Raw genomic sequence first — 15,721 nt, 5'->3', positions numbered from 1 at the left:
GATCCGCACCGCCGGGAACAAGCGCCCCGCGTCACGGGTTGCAGCACGACGTGAGGCACTTCGACCTGGTCATCATCGGCACCGGTTCCGGCAACTCCATCGCGGACGAGCGGTTCGCCGGCTGGGACATCGCGATCGTCGAGAAGGGCGTCTTCGGCGGCACGTGCCTGAACGTCGGGTGCATCCCCACCAAGATGTTCGTGCACACCGCCGACGTCGCCGCCGCGCCCGCCTCGGGCGCGCGGCTGGGCGTGGACGCCCACCTCGACGGCGTGCGGTGGACCGACGTGCGCGACCGCATCTTCGGCCGCATCGACCCGATCTCCGAGGGTGGCCGCCGCTGGCGGGCCGAGGAGAACGCCAACGTCACCGTGTTCGCGGGCACGGCCCGGTTCACCGGACCGAAGACCCTCGACACGGGCACCGGCGAGGTGATCACCGCGGACCGCTTCGTGCTCGCCGCGGGCAGCCGCCCGGTGCTGCCGGACGTGGCGGACCTGGAGACGACCGGCTACCACACCAGCGACACGATCATGCGGCTCGACGCCCTGCCCCCGCGCCTGACCATCCTGGGCAGCGGCTTCGTGGCGGCCGAGTTCGCGCACGTGTTCTCGTCCTTCGGCGTCGCGGTGACCGTGGTCGGGCGGTCGGACCTCCTGCTGCGCCACGAGGACCGCGAGGTGGCCGAGCGGTTCACCGGGATCGCCTCGCGGAAGTGGGACGTGCGGCTCAAGCGCAAGGCGGTGCGGGCCGAGCGGGTCGACGGCGTGGTGCGGCTGCACCTGGAGGGCCCGGACGGCGCGGAGGTCGTGGAGTCCGAGGAGCTGCTGGTCGCGGTCGGCCGCACGCCTAACTCGGACCTGCTGGACCTGGCCGCCACGGGCGTCGACGTGCACCCGGACGGCCGGGTGGTCGTGGACGAGCACCAGCGCACGTCCGTCGAGGGCATCTACGCGCTGGGCGACGTCAGCTCCGAGTACCGGCTCAAGCACGTGGCCAACCACGAGGCGCGGGTCGTGCAGCACAACCTGCTGCACCCGGACGAGCCGATCTCCTCGGACCACCGGTTCGTGCCCGCCGCCGTGTTCTCGTCGCCGCAGGTCGCCTCGGTCGGGTTGACCGAGGAGCAGGCCGCCGGGCGGGGCGTGCGGTACGTGGTGGGCTCGCAGGCGTACGCGTCGATCGCGTACGGCTGGGCGATGGAGGACACGACCGGGTTCGCCAAGGTGCTGGCCGACCCGGACACGGGCCTGATCCTGGGCGCGCACGTCATCGGGCCGCAGGCGTCGAGCGTGATCCAGCCGGTGATCCAGGCGATGAGCTTCGGCCTGGACGCCCGGACGATGGCGCGCGGCCAGTACTGGATCCACCCCGGCATGCCCGAGGTGATCGAGAACGCGCTGCTCAACCTGCCCCTGGAGCACTAGGGCGCGCCACGCGCGAACCAGACGGGAGACCCGGTCGCACCCCTCGCGCGGCCGGGTCTCCCGCGTGCACGGGCATGTCCGTGACAGACACATCGCATCGAGAAGGCGAGGTGTTATCAACATCGGCGCGCGCCCGCCGAGCGCTACACCCGGGCGCGGGCGGCTTCGGCCGGGCCGACTCGCGCCGCTAGACGGTCCGCGGCCGGCCCGCGACCCACCCGAGCCCGGTCAGCACGACCAGCAGGCCCACCAGCACCAGCATCGACACCGTCCAGCCGCCCGTCGCCCCGCGCAGCACGCCGAACGCGAACGGCCCGGCCGCCGAGATCAGGTAACCGATGCTCTGCGCCATCGCCGACAGCCGCGCGGTGTCCGCGCCGGACGAGGTGCGCAGCGAGATCATGACCAGCGCGAGCGGGAAGATGCCCATGCCCACGCCGATCAGCACCACCCACAGGCCGGGTGCCGCGGCGGGCGCCAGGGCCAGGCCCAGCACGCCCAGCACCGACAGCACGCCCAGGACCAGCACGAGCCACGACTGGGACGCCCGCCGGGCCGCCAGCGGCGGCACGACCAGGCTCACCGGCACGCCGAGCACCATCGTGATGGCCAGCAGCAGGCCCGCCGTGGTCCGGTCCACCCCGGAGTCGACCAGGATCTGCGGCAGCCAGCCCATCACGGTGTAGGCCAGCAGCGACTGCAGCCCGAAGAACACGGTGATCACCCACGCGAGCGGGCTGCGCAGCAGGGACCGCCCCGCCGCCGCCCGGCGCACGACCGGTCGGGCCGACGAACCGTGCCGCGCCCCGACGGACCACACCAGCAGCGCGGCCACCGACAGGAACGCCCAGGCGCCCACCGAGAGCCGCCACGAGCCGAACACCGACTCCAGCCCCGGCGTGAGCGCCGCGCCCAGGGCCGCGCCCGCCGCGAGGGCGGCCGTGTAGACGCCCGTCACCAGGCCCACCCGGCTCGGGAACGACTCCTTCACCACGACCGGGATGAGCACGTTGCACACCGCGATGCCGGCGCACGCGATGAACGTGCCGCCGAGCACCGCCGCCGGGCCGTCCACCACGCGCAGCACGAGGCCGGCGGTGAGCACCAGCAGCGACAGCCCGACCGCGCGCGCCATCCCGAGGCGCCGACCCAGCCACGGCGCGAGGAACGCGGCGATGCCGAAGCACAGCGTCGGCACGGCGGTGAGCAGGCTCGTCCACGCGGTGGAGACGCCCAGCGACGCGCGCACGTCGCCCAGCACCGAGGCCAGGCTCGTCACGGCCGGGCGCAGGTTGGCGGCGGCCAGCGCTACGCCGATCGCCAACAGGGTGCTGCCGACCAGGGCAACTTGGCGGTTGCGGCGCGCGGTGGCGGCAGCCGGGCGGCCAGGATGGTCGACGATCGTCGCGTCGGCACCGCCATCGGTGGCAGTGTGGGGGTTCGACGGTGACCAGTCTGGCCGGGTCTGCTGGATTGGCACCGGCCTACTATTACAGACGTGGGATGTTCGGATGAAAGGATGACGCTGTGCCGTTGGCCACTACCCGGCGGGCCGGGCTCGTCGACCAGGTGATCGATCAGATGAGGAGCGCGATCGCCGCCGGTGAATGGCCGGTCGGCCGCCGCATCCCGCCGGAGCCGGAGCTGGTCACCGCCCTGGGCGTGGGTCGCAACACCGTGCGGGAGGCGGTGCGCGCGTTGTCCCACGCCGGGCTGCTGGAGGTGCGCCAGGGGGACGGCACGTTCGTCCGCGCGACCAGCGAGCTGTCCGGCGCGGTGCGCCGGCTGTGCGGCACCGAGCTGCGCGAGGTGCTCGAGGTGCGCCGGACGCTGGAGGTCGAGGGCGCGCGCCTGGCCGCCACCCACCGCACCGACGAGGACCTGCGCAAGCTCGAACAGCTGCTGGCCGAGCGGGACGCGGCGCTGACCGCCAAGGACTGGACCCGGCTGGTGGAGCGCGACACCGCGTTCCACGTGCTGCTCGTCCAGTGCTCCTACAACACCCTGCTGGCCGAGCTGTACCAGGGCCTGACCGAAGCGGTCCGGGCGAGCATCACGGCCACCGTGGAGACCGACCACGAGGACGACCAGGTGTCCCACGCCGGCCTGCTCGACGCGGTGCGCGACGGCGACGCGGCCCGGGCGGCGGCCGAGGCGGGCGGCTTCCTGGAGGAGTTGCTGGAGCGCCACAAGGGCTGACGCGCCGGTTCGGCCGTCGCGCCGCGGCGCGCGGGGCGGGGGCCTCCCGCGGTGGCGGATTCCGCGGGAAGCCCCTTGGTGAGTGGCTCGAGCCCCCAACCGGTAGTCGCCGCGGGTCCGGCCGCCGCAACGGCCGGATGCGCGATCGTTACCTCACGCCGTCTCCCGCTCCTCCCAGCAGTCCCGCAGCGCGGCGAGGGTGGCGGTCACCGCGGGCCGGCGGCCGGCCTGCGTGCGCCACACCGCGAACACCCGGCGGGTCGGCGTCGGCAGGAACGGCACCGCGCGCACCGAGCCCGGCAACACCCCGCGGCCCAGCCGCGGCAGCAGCGCCACGCCGATCCCCCGGCCCAGCAACGCCAACTGGGTCTCGTACTCGGCGATCCGGTAGGCCAGGTCGGGTTCCATGCCCGCGCCCCGGAAGGTGTTCACCAGCCAGTCGTGGCAGATCGTCCCCTCCGGCTGGCAGATCCACCGCTCGCCGGCCAGGTCCTCCGGCGTCACCGACTCCCGGTCCGCCAGCGGGTGCCCGACCGGCAGCAGCACGTCCGCGACGTCCTCGCCGAGCCGCGCCCGCGACACCGGCTCCGGCACGGCCAGCGGCGTGTTCACCCAGTCGTGCGTGACGGCCAGGTCCAGCTCGCCGCGCGCCACGGCCTCCAGCCCGTCCGGCGGGTCGAGTTCGACCAGCCGCACGTCCAGTTGGGGGTGCCGCTCGGCCAACCGCACCAGCGCCGCGGGCAGCAGGCCGCGCGCGGCCGTGGCGAACGCGCCGACCCGCAGCTCGCCGACGGCCGCGCCGCGCTGCTCCTCCAGGGCCACCTCGGCGTGCTCGACCAGCGCGAGCACCTGCCCGGCGGTGGCCGACAGCAGGTGCGCCGCGTCGGTCAGCGCGACACCGCGACCCCGGCGTTCCAGCAGCGTGGTGCGGGTCTCCCGCTCCAGCTTGGCGATCTGCTGCGACACCGCCGAGGGCGTGTAGCCCAGGGCGGTGGCCGCCGCCCCGACCGAACCGTGCGTCGCGACCGCGTGCAGGGCGCGGAGCCGTCCGAAATCCAGCATGTAGCGATCCTAAACCGAAATCTTCAGAACTCGTCGCTGGTGCTAAATGATTTTGGCGCTGAGACTCGGAGGCGTGAAACCACGCCACGTCGCGATAGCCGTGCTCGTCGCCACCATCTGGGGGGTCAACTTCGTCGTCATCAAGGTGGGGCTGCGCGACTTCCCGCCGCTGTTCTTCTCCGCCCTGCGGTTCCTGGCCGCCGCCGTGCCCGCGTTGTTCTTCGTCGGACGGCCCAGGGTGGCGTGGAGGTGGGTCGTCGCGGTCGCGCTGGCGCTGGGGGTGGCCAAGTTCGGGTTGCTGTTCGTCGGGATGGCGGCCGGGATGCCCGCCGGGCTGTCGTCGTTGGTGTTGCAGAGCCAGGTGTTCTTCACGGTGCTGTTCGCCGCCGTGCTGCTGCGCGAACGCCCCCGTCCCGTGCAGCTGGTCGGCATGGGGGTGGCGGCGACGGGGATCGCGGTGATCGCGTTCGACTACGGGGTCGGCAGCCCGATCTCGGCGTTCCTGCTGGTCGTGCTCGGCGCGGCGGCGTGGGGCGTGGCCAACGTGGTGACCCGGTACGCCCGGCCGCCGGACCCGCTCAACTTCATCGTGTGGGTGAGCGCGGTGGCGGTGCTGCCGCTGCTCGGGCTGTCGCTGTCGATCGAGGGGCCCGCCGCCGACCTGGCGGCGTTGCGCGGCCTGAGCTGGACCGGGGTCGGTTCGATCCTGTTCATCGCCTGGGTGTCGACGCTGCTCGGGTTCGGGTTGTGGAACCTGCTGCTGAGGACGTACGAGGCGAGCGCGGTGGTGCCGTTCGCGCTGTTGGTGCCGGTGGCGGGGATGTTGTCCGGGTGGTTGCTGCTGGGTGAGACGGTGTCGGCGGTCCGGTTGGGTGCGGCCGGGTTGGTGATCGTCGGGATGGCGGCGACGACGGTGCGGTGGGGGCGGGTCGACCGGGTGAGGGCCCGGGTGGGCGAACCGGGGCTGGTGGGGGCCGGAGGCAGGTCCGGCTCGATGTGACCCGGGCTCTCCCGGGCACCCCCAGGCCGGCCGAAGCCGTGGCGAACCGGGCCTCGGTGGGTCGCGGTCAGGGAAGTGGTGGGGGGCCCGCGGGAGGGATGGTGGGCAGTCCCGGCGGGGTGCCGTTCTCGAGCAGGTCCCAGACGGCGGTCGTGTCGAGGTGGTCGGCCACCAGGTCGCCCAGCAGGTCCAGTTGGGCGGCCCGGCGGGCGGCGAAGTCGGTGGCGGGCGCCGGGGTGAAGCCGGTGCGGCCCGCGTGGCCCGCGGCCCAGCGGAGCAGGGTCCGGCGGAAGGCGTCGTTCTCCAGCAGGCCGTGCCAGTGGGTGCCGGCGACCCGACCGCGCAGCGCCCCTTCGGGGGTGCCGTCGGGGAGGGTGACCAGGCCCTCCTCGGCGTTGCGGGTGACGACGCCGTGGTGGATCTCGTAGCCCGTCACGGGGTGGCCGAGCGCCGTGCCGCGCGGTCGGCGCAGGGTCTTGTCCCGGTCGAACCGCACGTCCAGGTCGAGCAGGCCGAGCGCCGCCACCTCGCCCGCGCGCGACTCGACCTCGTCCTCGATCGTCCTGCCGAGCATCTGGAAGCCGCCGCAGATGCCCAGGACCGGGCCGTCGTGCGCGGCGATCGCGTCGGCCAGGCCCGTGGTCCGCAGCCAGCGCAGGTCCTCCACGGTGGCCTTCGAGCCCGGCACGACGACGAGGTCCGCGTCGGCCAGGCGGGACGGTTCGGTGACGAAGCGGACCGACACGCCCGGCTCGCACGCCAGCGCCTCGACGTCCGTGGCGTTGGAGATGCGCGGCAGGCGCACGACGGCCACGCGCAGCCACTGGTCGCCGCGGGGCGGTTCGGGGCGGCCGATCACGCCGTCCGCCGCGTAGGACAGGGAGTCCTCGGCGTCCAGCCACAGCTCCTCCCGCCACGGCAGCACGCCCAGCACGGGACGGCCGGTGAGCGCGCCCAGCTGCCGCAGGCCCGGTTCGAGCAGCGCCGGGTCGCCGCGGAACTTGTTGACCACGAAGCCGGCGACCAGCGCCTGGTCGGCGGGTTCGAGCAGGGCCAGCGTGCCGAACAGGTGCGCGAACACCCCGCCCCGGTCGATGTCGCCGACCACGAGCACCGGCAGGTCCGCCGCCCGCGCCAGGCCCATGTTGGCGATGTCGTTCGCCCGCAGGTTGATCTCGGCGGGCGAGCCCGCGCCCTCGCACACCACCACGTCGAAGTCGTCGCGCAACCCGTCCAGCGTGTCCAGCACCGTCGTGAACAGCTCGGCCTTGCGCGCCCGGTAGGACCGGGCGGACACCTCGCCCACGGCACGGCCCAGCACCACGACCTGGGAACTGCGGTCGCCGCCCGGCTTGAGCAGCACCGGGTTGAACCGCACGCTCGGCTCCAGCCCGCACGCGGCGGCCTGCACCGCCTGCGCGCGGCCGATCTCGCCGCCGTCGGCCGTCACGACCGAGTTGTTCGACATGTTCTGCGCCTTGAACGGAGCCGTCCGCACCCCCTGCCGGGTGAGCCACCGGCACAGGCCCGCCGCCAGCACGCTCTTCCCCGCGTCCGACGTCGTGCCGGCCACCAGCACCGCACTGCGCACGAAGTCCCCTCACGTCGGCCGGGCCGACCACCGGACTTGTGTCGGTCCCGGCTGACATCATCCACGGCATGGTCGACGTCCCCGCCACCGCGGTCCTGGTGCACAGCCCCTACCTCGGGCCCGCGAGCCTGCGCCCGCTCGCCTCGGCGCTGGCCGGGTTGGGCTACCCCGTGCTGCTGCTCGACCTGCGGGTGACGGTGAACGCCGCCCCCGTGCACCAGCGGCTGATCGGGGTGTTCGCCGACGCCGTGGAGGACTCTTCGGTCGAGGGCGAGCTGGTGCTCGTCGGGCACAGCGGGGCCGGGCCGCTGCTGCCCGCGTTCGCCGACGCGCTGGAGACGCCCGTGCGCGGGCTGGTGTTCCTCGACGCCGACCTGCCCACGCCGGGGCTCAGCTGGCGCGACGGTGCGCCGGCCGAGCGGATGGCGCACCTCAAGGCCATCTCGCGGGACGGGTTGATGCCGCGCTGGGACCTGTGGTTCGCGCCCGAGGCGCTGTCGGCGATGGTGCCGGACGTGCGGCTGCTGGAGGAGATCGTGGCGGAGGCGCCCGAGGTGCCGCTGGCGTTCCTCAAGGAGCCCCGGCCCACCGTGGCGTGGACGGGGCCGTGCTCGTACGTGCGGCTCAGCCCCGCCTACGCCGACGCCGCGGCCTCGGCGCGGGAGCGGGGGTGGCCGGTCGTGGAGCTGGACAGCCACCACCTCGGCGCGGTGACGTCGCCGGAGGCGGTGGCCGCCGCCCTGGTGCCGCTGCTCAGCAGGCGGTGAGGATCTCCGCGCCGTCGGCGGTGACGAGGATCGTGTGCTCGAACTGGGCGGTCCAGCTCTTGTCGCGGGTGGTGACCGTCCAGCCGTCGTCCCACAGGTCGTGCTCGATGCCGCCGAGCGTGATCATCGGCTCGATGGTGAACGTCATGCCCTCTTCGATGACCGTGGGCACGTGCGGCGCGTCGTAGTGCAGCACGACCAGGCCGCTGTGGAACGTGCGGCCGATGCCGTGGCCGGTGAAGTCGCGCACCACGCCGTAGCCGAAGCGGTTGGCGTAGGACTCGATGACGCGACCGACCACGTTGAGCTGCCGCCCCGGCTTGACCGCCTTGATGGCGCGCATGGTGGCCTCGTGCGTGCGCTCGACCAGGAGCCGGGCCTCCTCGCTGACGTCGCCGGCGAGGAAGGTGGCGTTCGTGTCGCCGTGCACGCCGCCGATGTAGGCGGTGACGTCGACGTTGACGATGTCACCGTCCTCGACCACGGTCGAGTCGGGGATGCCGTGGCAGATGACCTCGTTCAACGAGGTGCAGCAGGACTTGGGGAAACCGCGGTAGCCGAGCGTGGAGGGGTACGCGCCGTGGTCGCAGAGGAACTCGTGCGCGACCGCGTCGATCTCGTCGGTGGTCACGCCGGGCACGATCACCTTGCCCGCCTCCTGCAACGCCTGCGCCGCGAGCCGGCCGGCGACGCGCATCGCCTCGACCACCTCGGGCGGCTGCACCCAGGGGTCGGTGTTGCGCTTGGGTTCGGGGCGGTCGACGTACTCGGGCCGCTCGATGTTGGCGGGCACCGGACGACGGGGGGACAGCACCCCTGGCTTGAGGACGGCACGCACGGACATGCCCCCAGATTACGGCTCGGCGCGACGGGCCCCGCGCCACCTGTCCCCTCGCGCCCGGCTCAGCCCAGCGCGGCCAGGAAGCGGGCCGAGGCGTCGACCGCCGGACCCGAGCTGTTGGTGCCCAGGAGCAGGGTGGCGAAGGCCACGTCGCCCCGGTAGCCGACGAACCAGCCGTGGGAGTTCGTGCCGTCCCCGAACTGCGCCGTGCCGGTCTTGCCGCGCACGTCACCGTACGGCTTGAGCTGCGGCGCGGTGCCGGACTCGACGACCTCGCGCATCATCGCCCGCAGCGGCTCCAGCACCGCGGGCGCGGGCGGTGCCGGGGTGTGGTCGACCTTGGTCTCCCGGCCCTTCAGCAGGGTCGGCACGGGCATCCTGCCGGTCGCCGTCGTGGCCGCCACCAGGGCCATGCCGAACGGGCTGGCGAGCACCCTGCCCTGGCCGAAGCCGTCCTCCGCCCGCTCCACCACGTCGTCGGCGGGCGGCACGGAGCCGGTGATCGTGGTGATCGCCGGAACCTCGAAGTCGACCCCGAGGCCGAACGAGTCCGCGGCCTTGGTCAGCGCGTCCGGCGCCATCCCGGCGGCGAGCTGCGCGAACGTGGTGTTGCACGAGAACGCGAACGCCGAGTGCAGCGGGATCGTGCCCTTGTCGAACTCGCGGTCGTTCGGCACGACCCGGCGGCCGTCGATGACGGCCTTGCCGGGGCACGGCAGCGGGCTGTCGGCCGTCGCCTGCCCGGACGCCAGGGCCGTCGCGGCCGTCACGATCTTGAACGTGGACCCGGGCGGGTAGCGGCCGGTCAACGCGACCGCGCCCTCCGCGTCGGCCGGGCCGTTCTGCGCCACGGCCAGCACCTCGCCGGTCGTGGCCTGCAGCGCCACCAGCATCGCCGCCTGCGGCACGGGTTCCAGGGCGTCCTCCGCCGCGGTCTGCACGGTCCGGCTCAACGCCGTCTGGATGGCCTGCGCCGGCTCCGGGGCCTGCTCGTACAGGGTCTCCACCTCGTCGCCCGCCGCGTTCACCGTGTAGACGCGCAGCCCCGACTTGCCGGCGATCTCCTCCTCCACGGCCTTGCGCACGGCCGGCAGCACCTGCGAGCCGAACGTGCGCGACGGCGCGAGCAGGCTGGTCTGCGAGGTGAACCGCACGCCCGGCAGCTCGTAGATCGCGGGCTTCACGGTCTGGTAGTCCGCGTCGCGCAGCGCGGCCACCTGGTAGACCTGCCCCGCGGGCACCTTCGCCGCGCCGTCCACGATCGACTCGCGGGTGATCGCCGGGTCGATGGGCGTCAGGGCGGTCGCCAGGGCGGTGGCCACCGCGTTCACGTCGCCGGCCTCCTTCGCGTCGAGCAGGACCGACACGACCTGCTCCGGCGCGAGCAGCGGCGTGCCGTCCCGGTCCAGCACCGGGGCCGGCGCGGGCTCGACCTCGGCCCGGCCGAGGGTCTGCTGCACGGCGAGCTTGGGGTGCGCGACCGAGGGCGCCCAGTGGACCTTCCAGTCGTCCTCCTGGCGGCGCAGCTCGAACCTCGTCTCGTAGCTCCACCGGTGCCCGTGCCCGAGGTCCCAGTCCAGCGACGCGGTGGCGTCGGCGGTCGTCGACTCGCCCGCCGAGCGGACCTGCCCGACCGAGGCGGCCGCGCCCTCCGGCTTGAGCACCTCCCGGACCTTGGCCAGCAGGTCCTTGGCGGTGCCGGGGTCGTCGGTCAGCCCGGCCGCGCCGTCGACGTCGCCCGACGCGAACCTGGTCAGGAAGTCGCCCGCCACCTGGTCGGGCCCGGGCCGGGAGGAGAACAGGCCGCAGCCGCTGACGAGCAGCAGGACGACCCCGAACAGGATCAGCCCGGGCGAAGCCGGCTTGCGCGCGATCACGGGCCGAGTATGCCGTGCGGCGCGGACGCTCAGAACAGCACCGTGGCGTACTGCCCGACCTGGGAGAACCCGATCTTGCGGTACGCGGCCCTGGCCACGTCGTTGTAGGAGTTCACGTACAGCGAGGCCGTCCGGCCCAGCCCTTTCACCAACCGTTCGGCGACCGCCGCCGTGCCCGCCGCGCCGATGCCGTGCCCGCGCCGGTCCGGCCGCACCCACACGCCCTGGATCTGCCCGACCTTCGCGGACATGGCCCCGATCTCGGCCTTGAACACCACGTCGCCGCCCTCGAACCGGGCGAACGCCCGCCCGCCCGCGATCAGCTCGGCCACGCGCGCCCGGTAGGACGCGCCGCCGTCCTCGGCGCACGGGTCGACGCCGACCTCCTCGATGAACATGGCGATCGCGGCCGGCAGGTACCGGTCCAGCTCGTCGGGCCGCACGGGCCGCACCAGCGGGTCGAGCTGGATCGACGGGCTGCCGCCCAGCGCCATCAACGGCTGGTCGGCGCGCACCTCGCGGGCCGGTCCCCAGTCCGGCGCCAGCTCGTCCCACAGGCCGAGCACCTGCTCGGCGGGCCCGACCAGCGAGGAGCACATGCGGCCGCGGCGGCGGGCCCGGTCGGCGAAGCCGCGCAGCGCCGCCGCGTTGCCGCTCAGCGGGATGAGGTTGGGCCCGGCGAAGCACAGGGCGTCGACCCGGCCGCCGCGCAGCGACCGGTGGTCGTAGGCCCAGACCTCGCCACCCAGCCGCCATGGGTCGAGGCCCGCGACCTCGACCCGTGCGGCGACCATGCAGGACGCCACCGGGTCGGCCGCGAGCACCGCGAGGACCTCGGGCAGGTCCCGCTCGTCGAGCAAGCGCGCCCCAGCCAACCTCAGCACGTCGTCAAGCCTGCCAGATGCACCGCGTTACCCGCGCGTCCGCCACCCGCTCAGCCGACCGTCACCACGGGCTCGCCGCCCTCGGCGGTCTCCCCGATCTCCTCGGCGATGCGCATGGCCTCCTCGATCAGGGTCTCCACGATCTGGTGCTCGGGCACGGTCTTGATCACCTGGCCCTTGACGAAGATCTGGCCCTTGCCGTTGCCCGACGCCACGCCGAGGTCCGCCTCGCGCGCCTCGCCGGGCCCGTTCACCACGCAGCCCATGACGGCCACGCGCAGCGGCACCTCCATGCCCTCCAGACCCGCCGTGACCTGCTCGGCCAGCGTGTAGACGTCCACCTGGGCCCGACCGCAGGAGGGGCAGGAGACGATCTCGAGCTTGCGCGGGCGCAGGTTGAGCGACTGGAGGATCTGGTGGCCGACCTTGACCTCCTCCACGGGCGGCGCGGACAGCGACACCCGGATCGTGTCGCCGATCCCCTGACGCAGCAGCGCGCCGAACGCGACCGCGGACTTGATGGTGCCCTGGAACGCGGGCCCCGCCTCGGTCACGCCGAGGTGCAGCGGGTAGTCGCACTGCTCGGCCAGCAGCTCGTAGGCCCGGATCATCACGACCGGGTCGTTGTGCTTCACGCTGATCTTCAGGTCGTGGAAGTCGTGCTCGGCGAACAGCGACGCCTCCCACAGCGCCGACTCGGCCAGCGCCTCGGGCGTCGCCTTGCCGTACTTCGCCATCAACCGCGGGTCGAGCGAGCCCGCGTTGACCCCGATCCGGATCGGGGTGTTGTGGTCCTTGGCGGCCTGGGCGATCTCGCGGACCTTGTCGTCGAACTTCTTGATGTTGCCGGGGTTCACCCGCACCGCCGCGCACCCGGCCTCGATGGCCGCGAACACGTACTTGGGCTGGAAGTGGATGTCGGCGATGACCGGGATCTGGGACTTCCTGGCGATCGCGGCCAGCGCGTCCGCGTCGTCCTGCGAGGGGCAGGCGACCCGCACGATGTCGCACCCGGCCGCGGTCAGCTCCGCGATCTGCTGCAACGTCGCGTTCACGTCCGCGGTCACCGTGGTGGTCATCGACTGCACCGACACCGGGAACTCGCTGCCGACCCCGACGGAACCCACCATGAGCTGGCGGGTCTTGCGCCGCTCCGACAACACCGGAGGAGGCATCGCCGGCAGGCCGAGCATGACGCCGTCACTCATGAACTGGCACCTCTCACTGGGATCACTGGAAGAGCTTGATGGGGTTGACGATGTCCGCCGTGATCGTCAGCAGCGTCACCGATCCGCCGACGAAGATCACGAAGTAGGTGAGCGGCAGCAGCCGCAGGTAGTTGACCGGCGCGCCGGCGGGCAGGCCGCGCAGCTTCCGGATCCAGTCTCGCACCCGCTCGTAGAGGTTGACGGCGATGTGACCGCCGTCGAGCGGGAGCAGCGGCAGGAGGTTGAACACACCGACGAAGAAGTTCAGCCCCGCGAGCATCAGCCAGAACAGCTGCCACAGGCCGCGGTCGACCGCCTCGCCGCCGAGCCTGCTCGCGCCGACCACGCTGACCGGGCTGTCGATGTCGCGCTCGCCGCCGCCGATGGCCTCGATGACGGCGGGGATCTTCTTCGGGAAGTTGATCAGGCCGCGCCAGGTGTTCTCGAACATGGTGCCGGTGAACTGCGTGGCGCCGCCGAACGCGGTGAGCGCGTTGTACTCGAAGTTGCGCTGCTGGACCACGCCGATCGCGCCGACCTCGGTCTTGTAGCGCGTGCCGTCCTTGCGCTCCAGCTCGCGCTCGACCCGGGCCACGTCCGCGGTGAGGGTCAGCTCGTCGCCGTCGCGCAGCACCCTGAACTCGGTCGGCCCGGACCGCTCGCGGGTCTTCTGGAGCACGTCGCCCCAGGTGGGGGTGGCCGTGCCGGCGACGGCGAGGATCTCGTCGCCGACCTGGAAGCCCGCGTCCCTGGCCGGCGCCGGCGCGCCCGGGGCGCACTCGCCCTGGGTGCTGCTCTGCACGCACGGGGCCACCTCGGCGACCAGCGCGCTGTCGCGCAGGTTCGGGATGCCCATGGTGACGGCCATGAAGTACAGGATCACGAAGCCGACGATGAAGTGCGTGATGGAGCCCGCGGAGAGCACGACCACGCGCTTCCAGGTCTTCTGCCGGTTGAACGCGCGGTGCCGGTCCTCGGGAGCGACCTCCTCCAGCGCGGTCATGCCCACGATCTCGCAGAACCCGCCGGCCGGGATGGCCTTGACACCGTACTCGGTCTCGCCCCGGCGGAAGGACCAGATGCGGGGCCCGAACCCGATGAAGTACCGGGTCACCTTCATCCCGAACATCTTCGCCGTGGCCAGGTGACCCAGCTCGTGCAGCGCGATCGAGATGCCGATGAGCAGGGCGAACAACAGGATGCCCAGGAAAACGAGCACGTCAGTCCCTTCCAGACCCCACCGAGGTGGCCACGAGTTCCCGCGCCCGCGCCCGAGCCCACTGCTCCGCCGCGAGGACTTCGGCGACGTCGACCGGCTCGTGCGCCCAGCCGTCCGCCTCCGCGAGCACCCGTTCGACAGTGTCCACGATGGAGGTGAACGACGTGCCGCCGCCGAGGAAGACCGCGACCGCTTCCTCGTTCGCCGCGTTGTAGACCGCCGGCAGGCAACCGCCCGTCGAACCCGCCTGCCTGGCCAGCCGCACCGCGGGGAACGTCTCGTCGTCCAGCGGCTCGAACGTCCACGCCGTCGCGACGTCGAAGGTACACGCGGCGGCGGCGCCGGGTACGCGGTCGGGCCAGCCCAGGGCCAGGGCGATCGGCAGCCGCATGTCCGGCGGGCTGGCCTGGGCGAGCGTCGAGCCGTCGGTGAAGGTGACCATCGAGTGCACGATCGACTGGGGGTGCACCACCACGTCGATGCGGTCGTAGGGCACGCCGAACAGCAGGTGCGCCTCGATCAGCTCCAGCCCCTTGTTCACCAGGCTGGCCGAGTTGACGGTGATGACCGGGCCCATCGACCACGTGGGGTGGGCCATCGCCTCACGCGCGGTGACGTCGGCGAGGTCGGCGCGGGTGCGGCCGCGGAACGGGCCGCCGGAGGCGGTGAGGACCAGCTTGGCGACCTCGTCGGCCCGGCCGCCGCGCAGGCACTGGGCCAGGGCGGAGTGCTCGGAGTCGACGGGCACGAGCTGGCCGGGCTTGGCCGCCTTGAGCACGAGCGGGCCGCCCGCGATGAGCGACTCCTTGTTGGCGAGGGCGAGCGTGGCCCCGGTCTTGAGCGCGTGCAGCGTCGGTGCGAGCCCGATGGAACCGGTGATGCCGTTGAGCACCACGTCGGCCGTTGTGGAATCCACCAAATCGGTCATAGCGGTCGGACCGGCGAAAATGCGCGGCAACCGGAAAGCGCCCTTCGCGTAACCGCGTTTCTGCGCTTCGGCATAAAGGGCCAGCGTGACGTCCTCCACCGCGGTGGCGCGCGCGACGGCCACGGCCCGCACCCCGAACTCGACGGCCTGCGCGGCCAGGGCGGCGGGGTCCGCACCCCCCGCGGACAGGCCGACCACGGAGAACCGGTCGCGGTTGGCGGCGATGACGTCGAGGGCCTGGGTGCCGATCGACCCGGTCGACCCGAGGACCAGGACCGTGCGTGGTGTGCTCATCACGCACCATTGTCCCCGAGCCGACCTGATAGGCCGCACAGCGGTACTTCGATAACATAAGGATAACGAGCGCGTGGTCTCACCCGAACGTGGGCATTCCTCGATCAAGCGCCCGACGGATCCGCCCGTCGCGGCCATCAGGAAGGAGAGCCCCCGTGGGCATCTTGGGTTGGATCGTCCTCGGCCTCATCGCGGGTGCCATCGCCAAGGCCATCATGCCTGGTCGGGACCCCGGCGGCATCATCATCACGATGCTGCTCGGCATCGTCGGCGCCATCATCGGTGGCTTCGTCGGTCGTGCCATCTTCGGTACCGACATCAACACCTTCTTCGACTTGAGCACCTGGCTGCTCGCCATCCTCGGTTCGCTGATCGTGCTCGGGATCTACCGCATGGTGACCGGCAATCGCGCCAGGGCATGACG

The 15,721-nt window shown here is 72.8% G+C and carries 14 protein-coding genes; 5 read left to right on the top strand and 9 right to left on the bottom strand.

The window, feature by feature from the left end:
* Nucleotides 1–50 precede the first annotated feature (50 nt).
* Nucleotides 51–1,427 carry a mycothione reductase gene (locus ACIGNX_RS20280; protein WP_396542201.1) on the top strand — a complete coding sequence of 459 codons (1,377 nt, stop codon included), beginning with the start codon at nucleotides 51–53 and terminating at the stop codon, nucleotides 1,425–1,427.
* Between the two features lie 187 nt (nucleotides 1,428–1,614).
* Here ACIGNX_RS20280 and ACIGNX_RS20275 read toward each other — a convergent pair whose 3' ends face one another.
* Complete coding sequence (locus ACIGNX_RS20275) at nucleotides 1,615–2,829, bottom strand: MFS transporter (protein WP_396542460.1); 1,215 nt, start codon at nucleotides 2,827–2,829, stop codon at nucleotides 1,615–1,617.
* Between the two features lie 125 nt (nucleotides 2,830–2,954).
* Here ACIGNX_RS20275 and ACIGNX_RS20270 point away from each other — a divergent pair, with 125 nt between their 5' ends.
* Nucleotides 2,955–3,626, top strand: a complete 672-nt coding sequence (locus ACIGNX_RS20270; protein ID WP_396542200.1) for a FadR/GntR family transcriptional regulator — start codon at nucleotides 2,955–2,957, stop codon at nucleotides 3,624–3,626.
* A gap of 153 nt (nucleotides 3,627–3,779) precedes the next feature.
* Here the strand turns inward: ACIGNX_RS20270 and ACIGNX_RS20265 are convergent, their stop codons facing one another.
* Nucleotides 3,780–4,688: a LysR family transcriptional regulator gene (locus ACIGNX_RS20265; protein WP_396542199.1), complete on the bottom strand. Its 909-nt coding sequence runs from the start codon at nucleotides 4,686–4,688 to the stop codon at nucleotides 3,780–3,782.
* Nucleotides 4,689–4,761: 73 nt separating this feature from the next.
* Between ACIGNX_RS20265 and ACIGNX_RS20260 the strand changes: the two genes are divergently transcribed.
* Nucleotides 4,762–5,688, top strand: a complete 927-nt coding sequence (locus ACIGNX_RS20260) for an EamA family transporter (protein ID WP_396542198.1) — start codon at nucleotides 4,762–4,764, stop codon at nucleotides 5,686–5,688.
* A gap of 67 nt (nucleotides 5,689–5,755) precedes the next feature.
* Here the strand turns inward: ACIGNX_RS20260 and ACIGNX_RS20255 are convergent, their stop codons facing one another.
* Nucleotides 5,756–7,279 (bottom strand): cobyric acid synthase, encoded by a 1,524-nt coding sequence (locus ACIGNX_RS20255; protein ID WP_396542197.1) that lies wholly within the window; start codon nucleotides 7,277–7,279, stop codon nucleotides 5,756–5,758.
* A gap of 68 nt (nucleotides 7,280–7,347) precedes the next feature.
* Between ACIGNX_RS20255 and ACIGNX_RS20250 the strand changes: the two genes are divergently transcribed.
* The gene (locus ACIGNX_RS20250; RefSeq protein WP_396542196.1) at nucleotides 7,348–8,046 is read left to right on the top strand and encodes an alpha/beta fold hydrolase; all 699 of its coding nucleotides are present in this window, start codon (nucleotides 7,348–7,350) and stop codon (nucleotides 8,044–8,046) included.
* On the opposite strand, the gene map is transcribed toward ACIGNX_RS20250, so the two are convergent.
* The 6 genes from map to dxr are packed head-to-tail and all read right to left on the bottom strand — an operon-like array spanning nucleotide 8,033 to nucleotide 15,297.
* The gene (gene map, locus ACIGNX_RS20245) at nucleotides 8,033–8,890 is read right to left on the bottom strand and encodes a type I methionyl aminopeptidase (RefSeq protein ID WP_396542194.1); all 858 of its coding nucleotides are present in this window, start codon (nucleotides 8,888–8,890) and stop codon (nucleotides 8,033–8,035) included. The genes ACIGNX_RS20250 and map overlap by 14 nt on opposite strands.
* Nucleotides 8,891–8,949: 59 nt before the next feature.
* Nucleotides 8,950–10,764: a penicillin-binding transpeptidase domain-containing protein gene (locus ACIGNX_RS20240; RefSeq protein ID WP_396542192.1), complete on the bottom strand. Its 1,815-nt coding sequence runs from the start codon at nucleotides 10,762–10,764 to the stop codon at nucleotides 8,950–8,952.
* A gap of 29 nt (nucleotides 10,765–10,793) precedes the next feature.
* The gene (locus ACIGNX_RS20235; protein ID WP_396542190.1) at nucleotides 10,794–11,648 is read right to left on the bottom strand and encodes a GNAT family N-acetyltransferase; all 855 of its coding nucleotides are present in this window, start codon (nucleotides 11,646–11,648) and stop codon (nucleotides 10,794–10,796) included.
* A gap of 50 nt (nucleotides 11,649–11,698) precedes the next feature.
* Nucleotides 11,699–12,856, bottom strand: a complete 1,158-nt coding sequence (gene ispG, locus ACIGNX_RS20230) for a flavodoxin-dependent (E)-4-hydroxy-3-methylbut-2-enyl-diphosphate synthase (protein ID WP_396542188.1) — start codon at nucleotides 12,854–12,856, stop codon at nucleotides 11,699–11,701.
* Nucleotides 12,857–12,878: 22 nt separating this feature from the next.
* Complete coding sequence (locus ACIGNX_RS20225; protein WP_396542186.1) at nucleotides 12,879–14,075, bottom strand: M50 family metallopeptidase; 1,197 nt, start codon at nucleotides 14,073–14,075, stop codon at nucleotides 12,879–12,881.
* Between the two features lies 1 nt (nucleotide 14,076).
* Nucleotides 14,077–15,297: a 1-deoxy-D-xylulose-5-phosphate reductoisomerase gene (dxr, locus tag ACIGNX_RS20220; protein WP_396542184.1), complete on the bottom strand. Its 1,221-nt coding sequence runs from the start codon at nucleotides 15,295–15,297 to the stop codon at nucleotides 14,077–14,079.
* Nucleotides 15,298–15,452: 155 nt separating this feature from the next.
* Between dxr and ACIGNX_RS20215 the strand changes: the two genes are divergently transcribed.
* Nucleotides 15,453–15,719 carry a GlsB/YeaQ/YmgE family stress response membrane protein gene (locus ACIGNX_RS20215; protein ID WP_233824889.1) on the top strand — a complete coding sequence of 89 codons (267 nt, stop codon included), beginning with the start codon at nucleotides 15,453–15,455 and terminating at the stop codon, nucleotides 15,717–15,719.
* Nucleotides 15,720–15,721: the final 2 nt, after the last annotated feature.

This window comes from Actinosynnema sp. NPDC053489, from assembly GCF_044544865.1.
In the GTDB taxonomy this organism is placed as follows: Bacteria; Actinomycetota; Actinomycetes; order Mycobacteriales; family Pseudonocardiaceae; genus Actinosynnema.
Note: the sequence above shows the minus strand (reverse complement) of the source record. Positions and strands in the feature narration are given on the sequence as shown.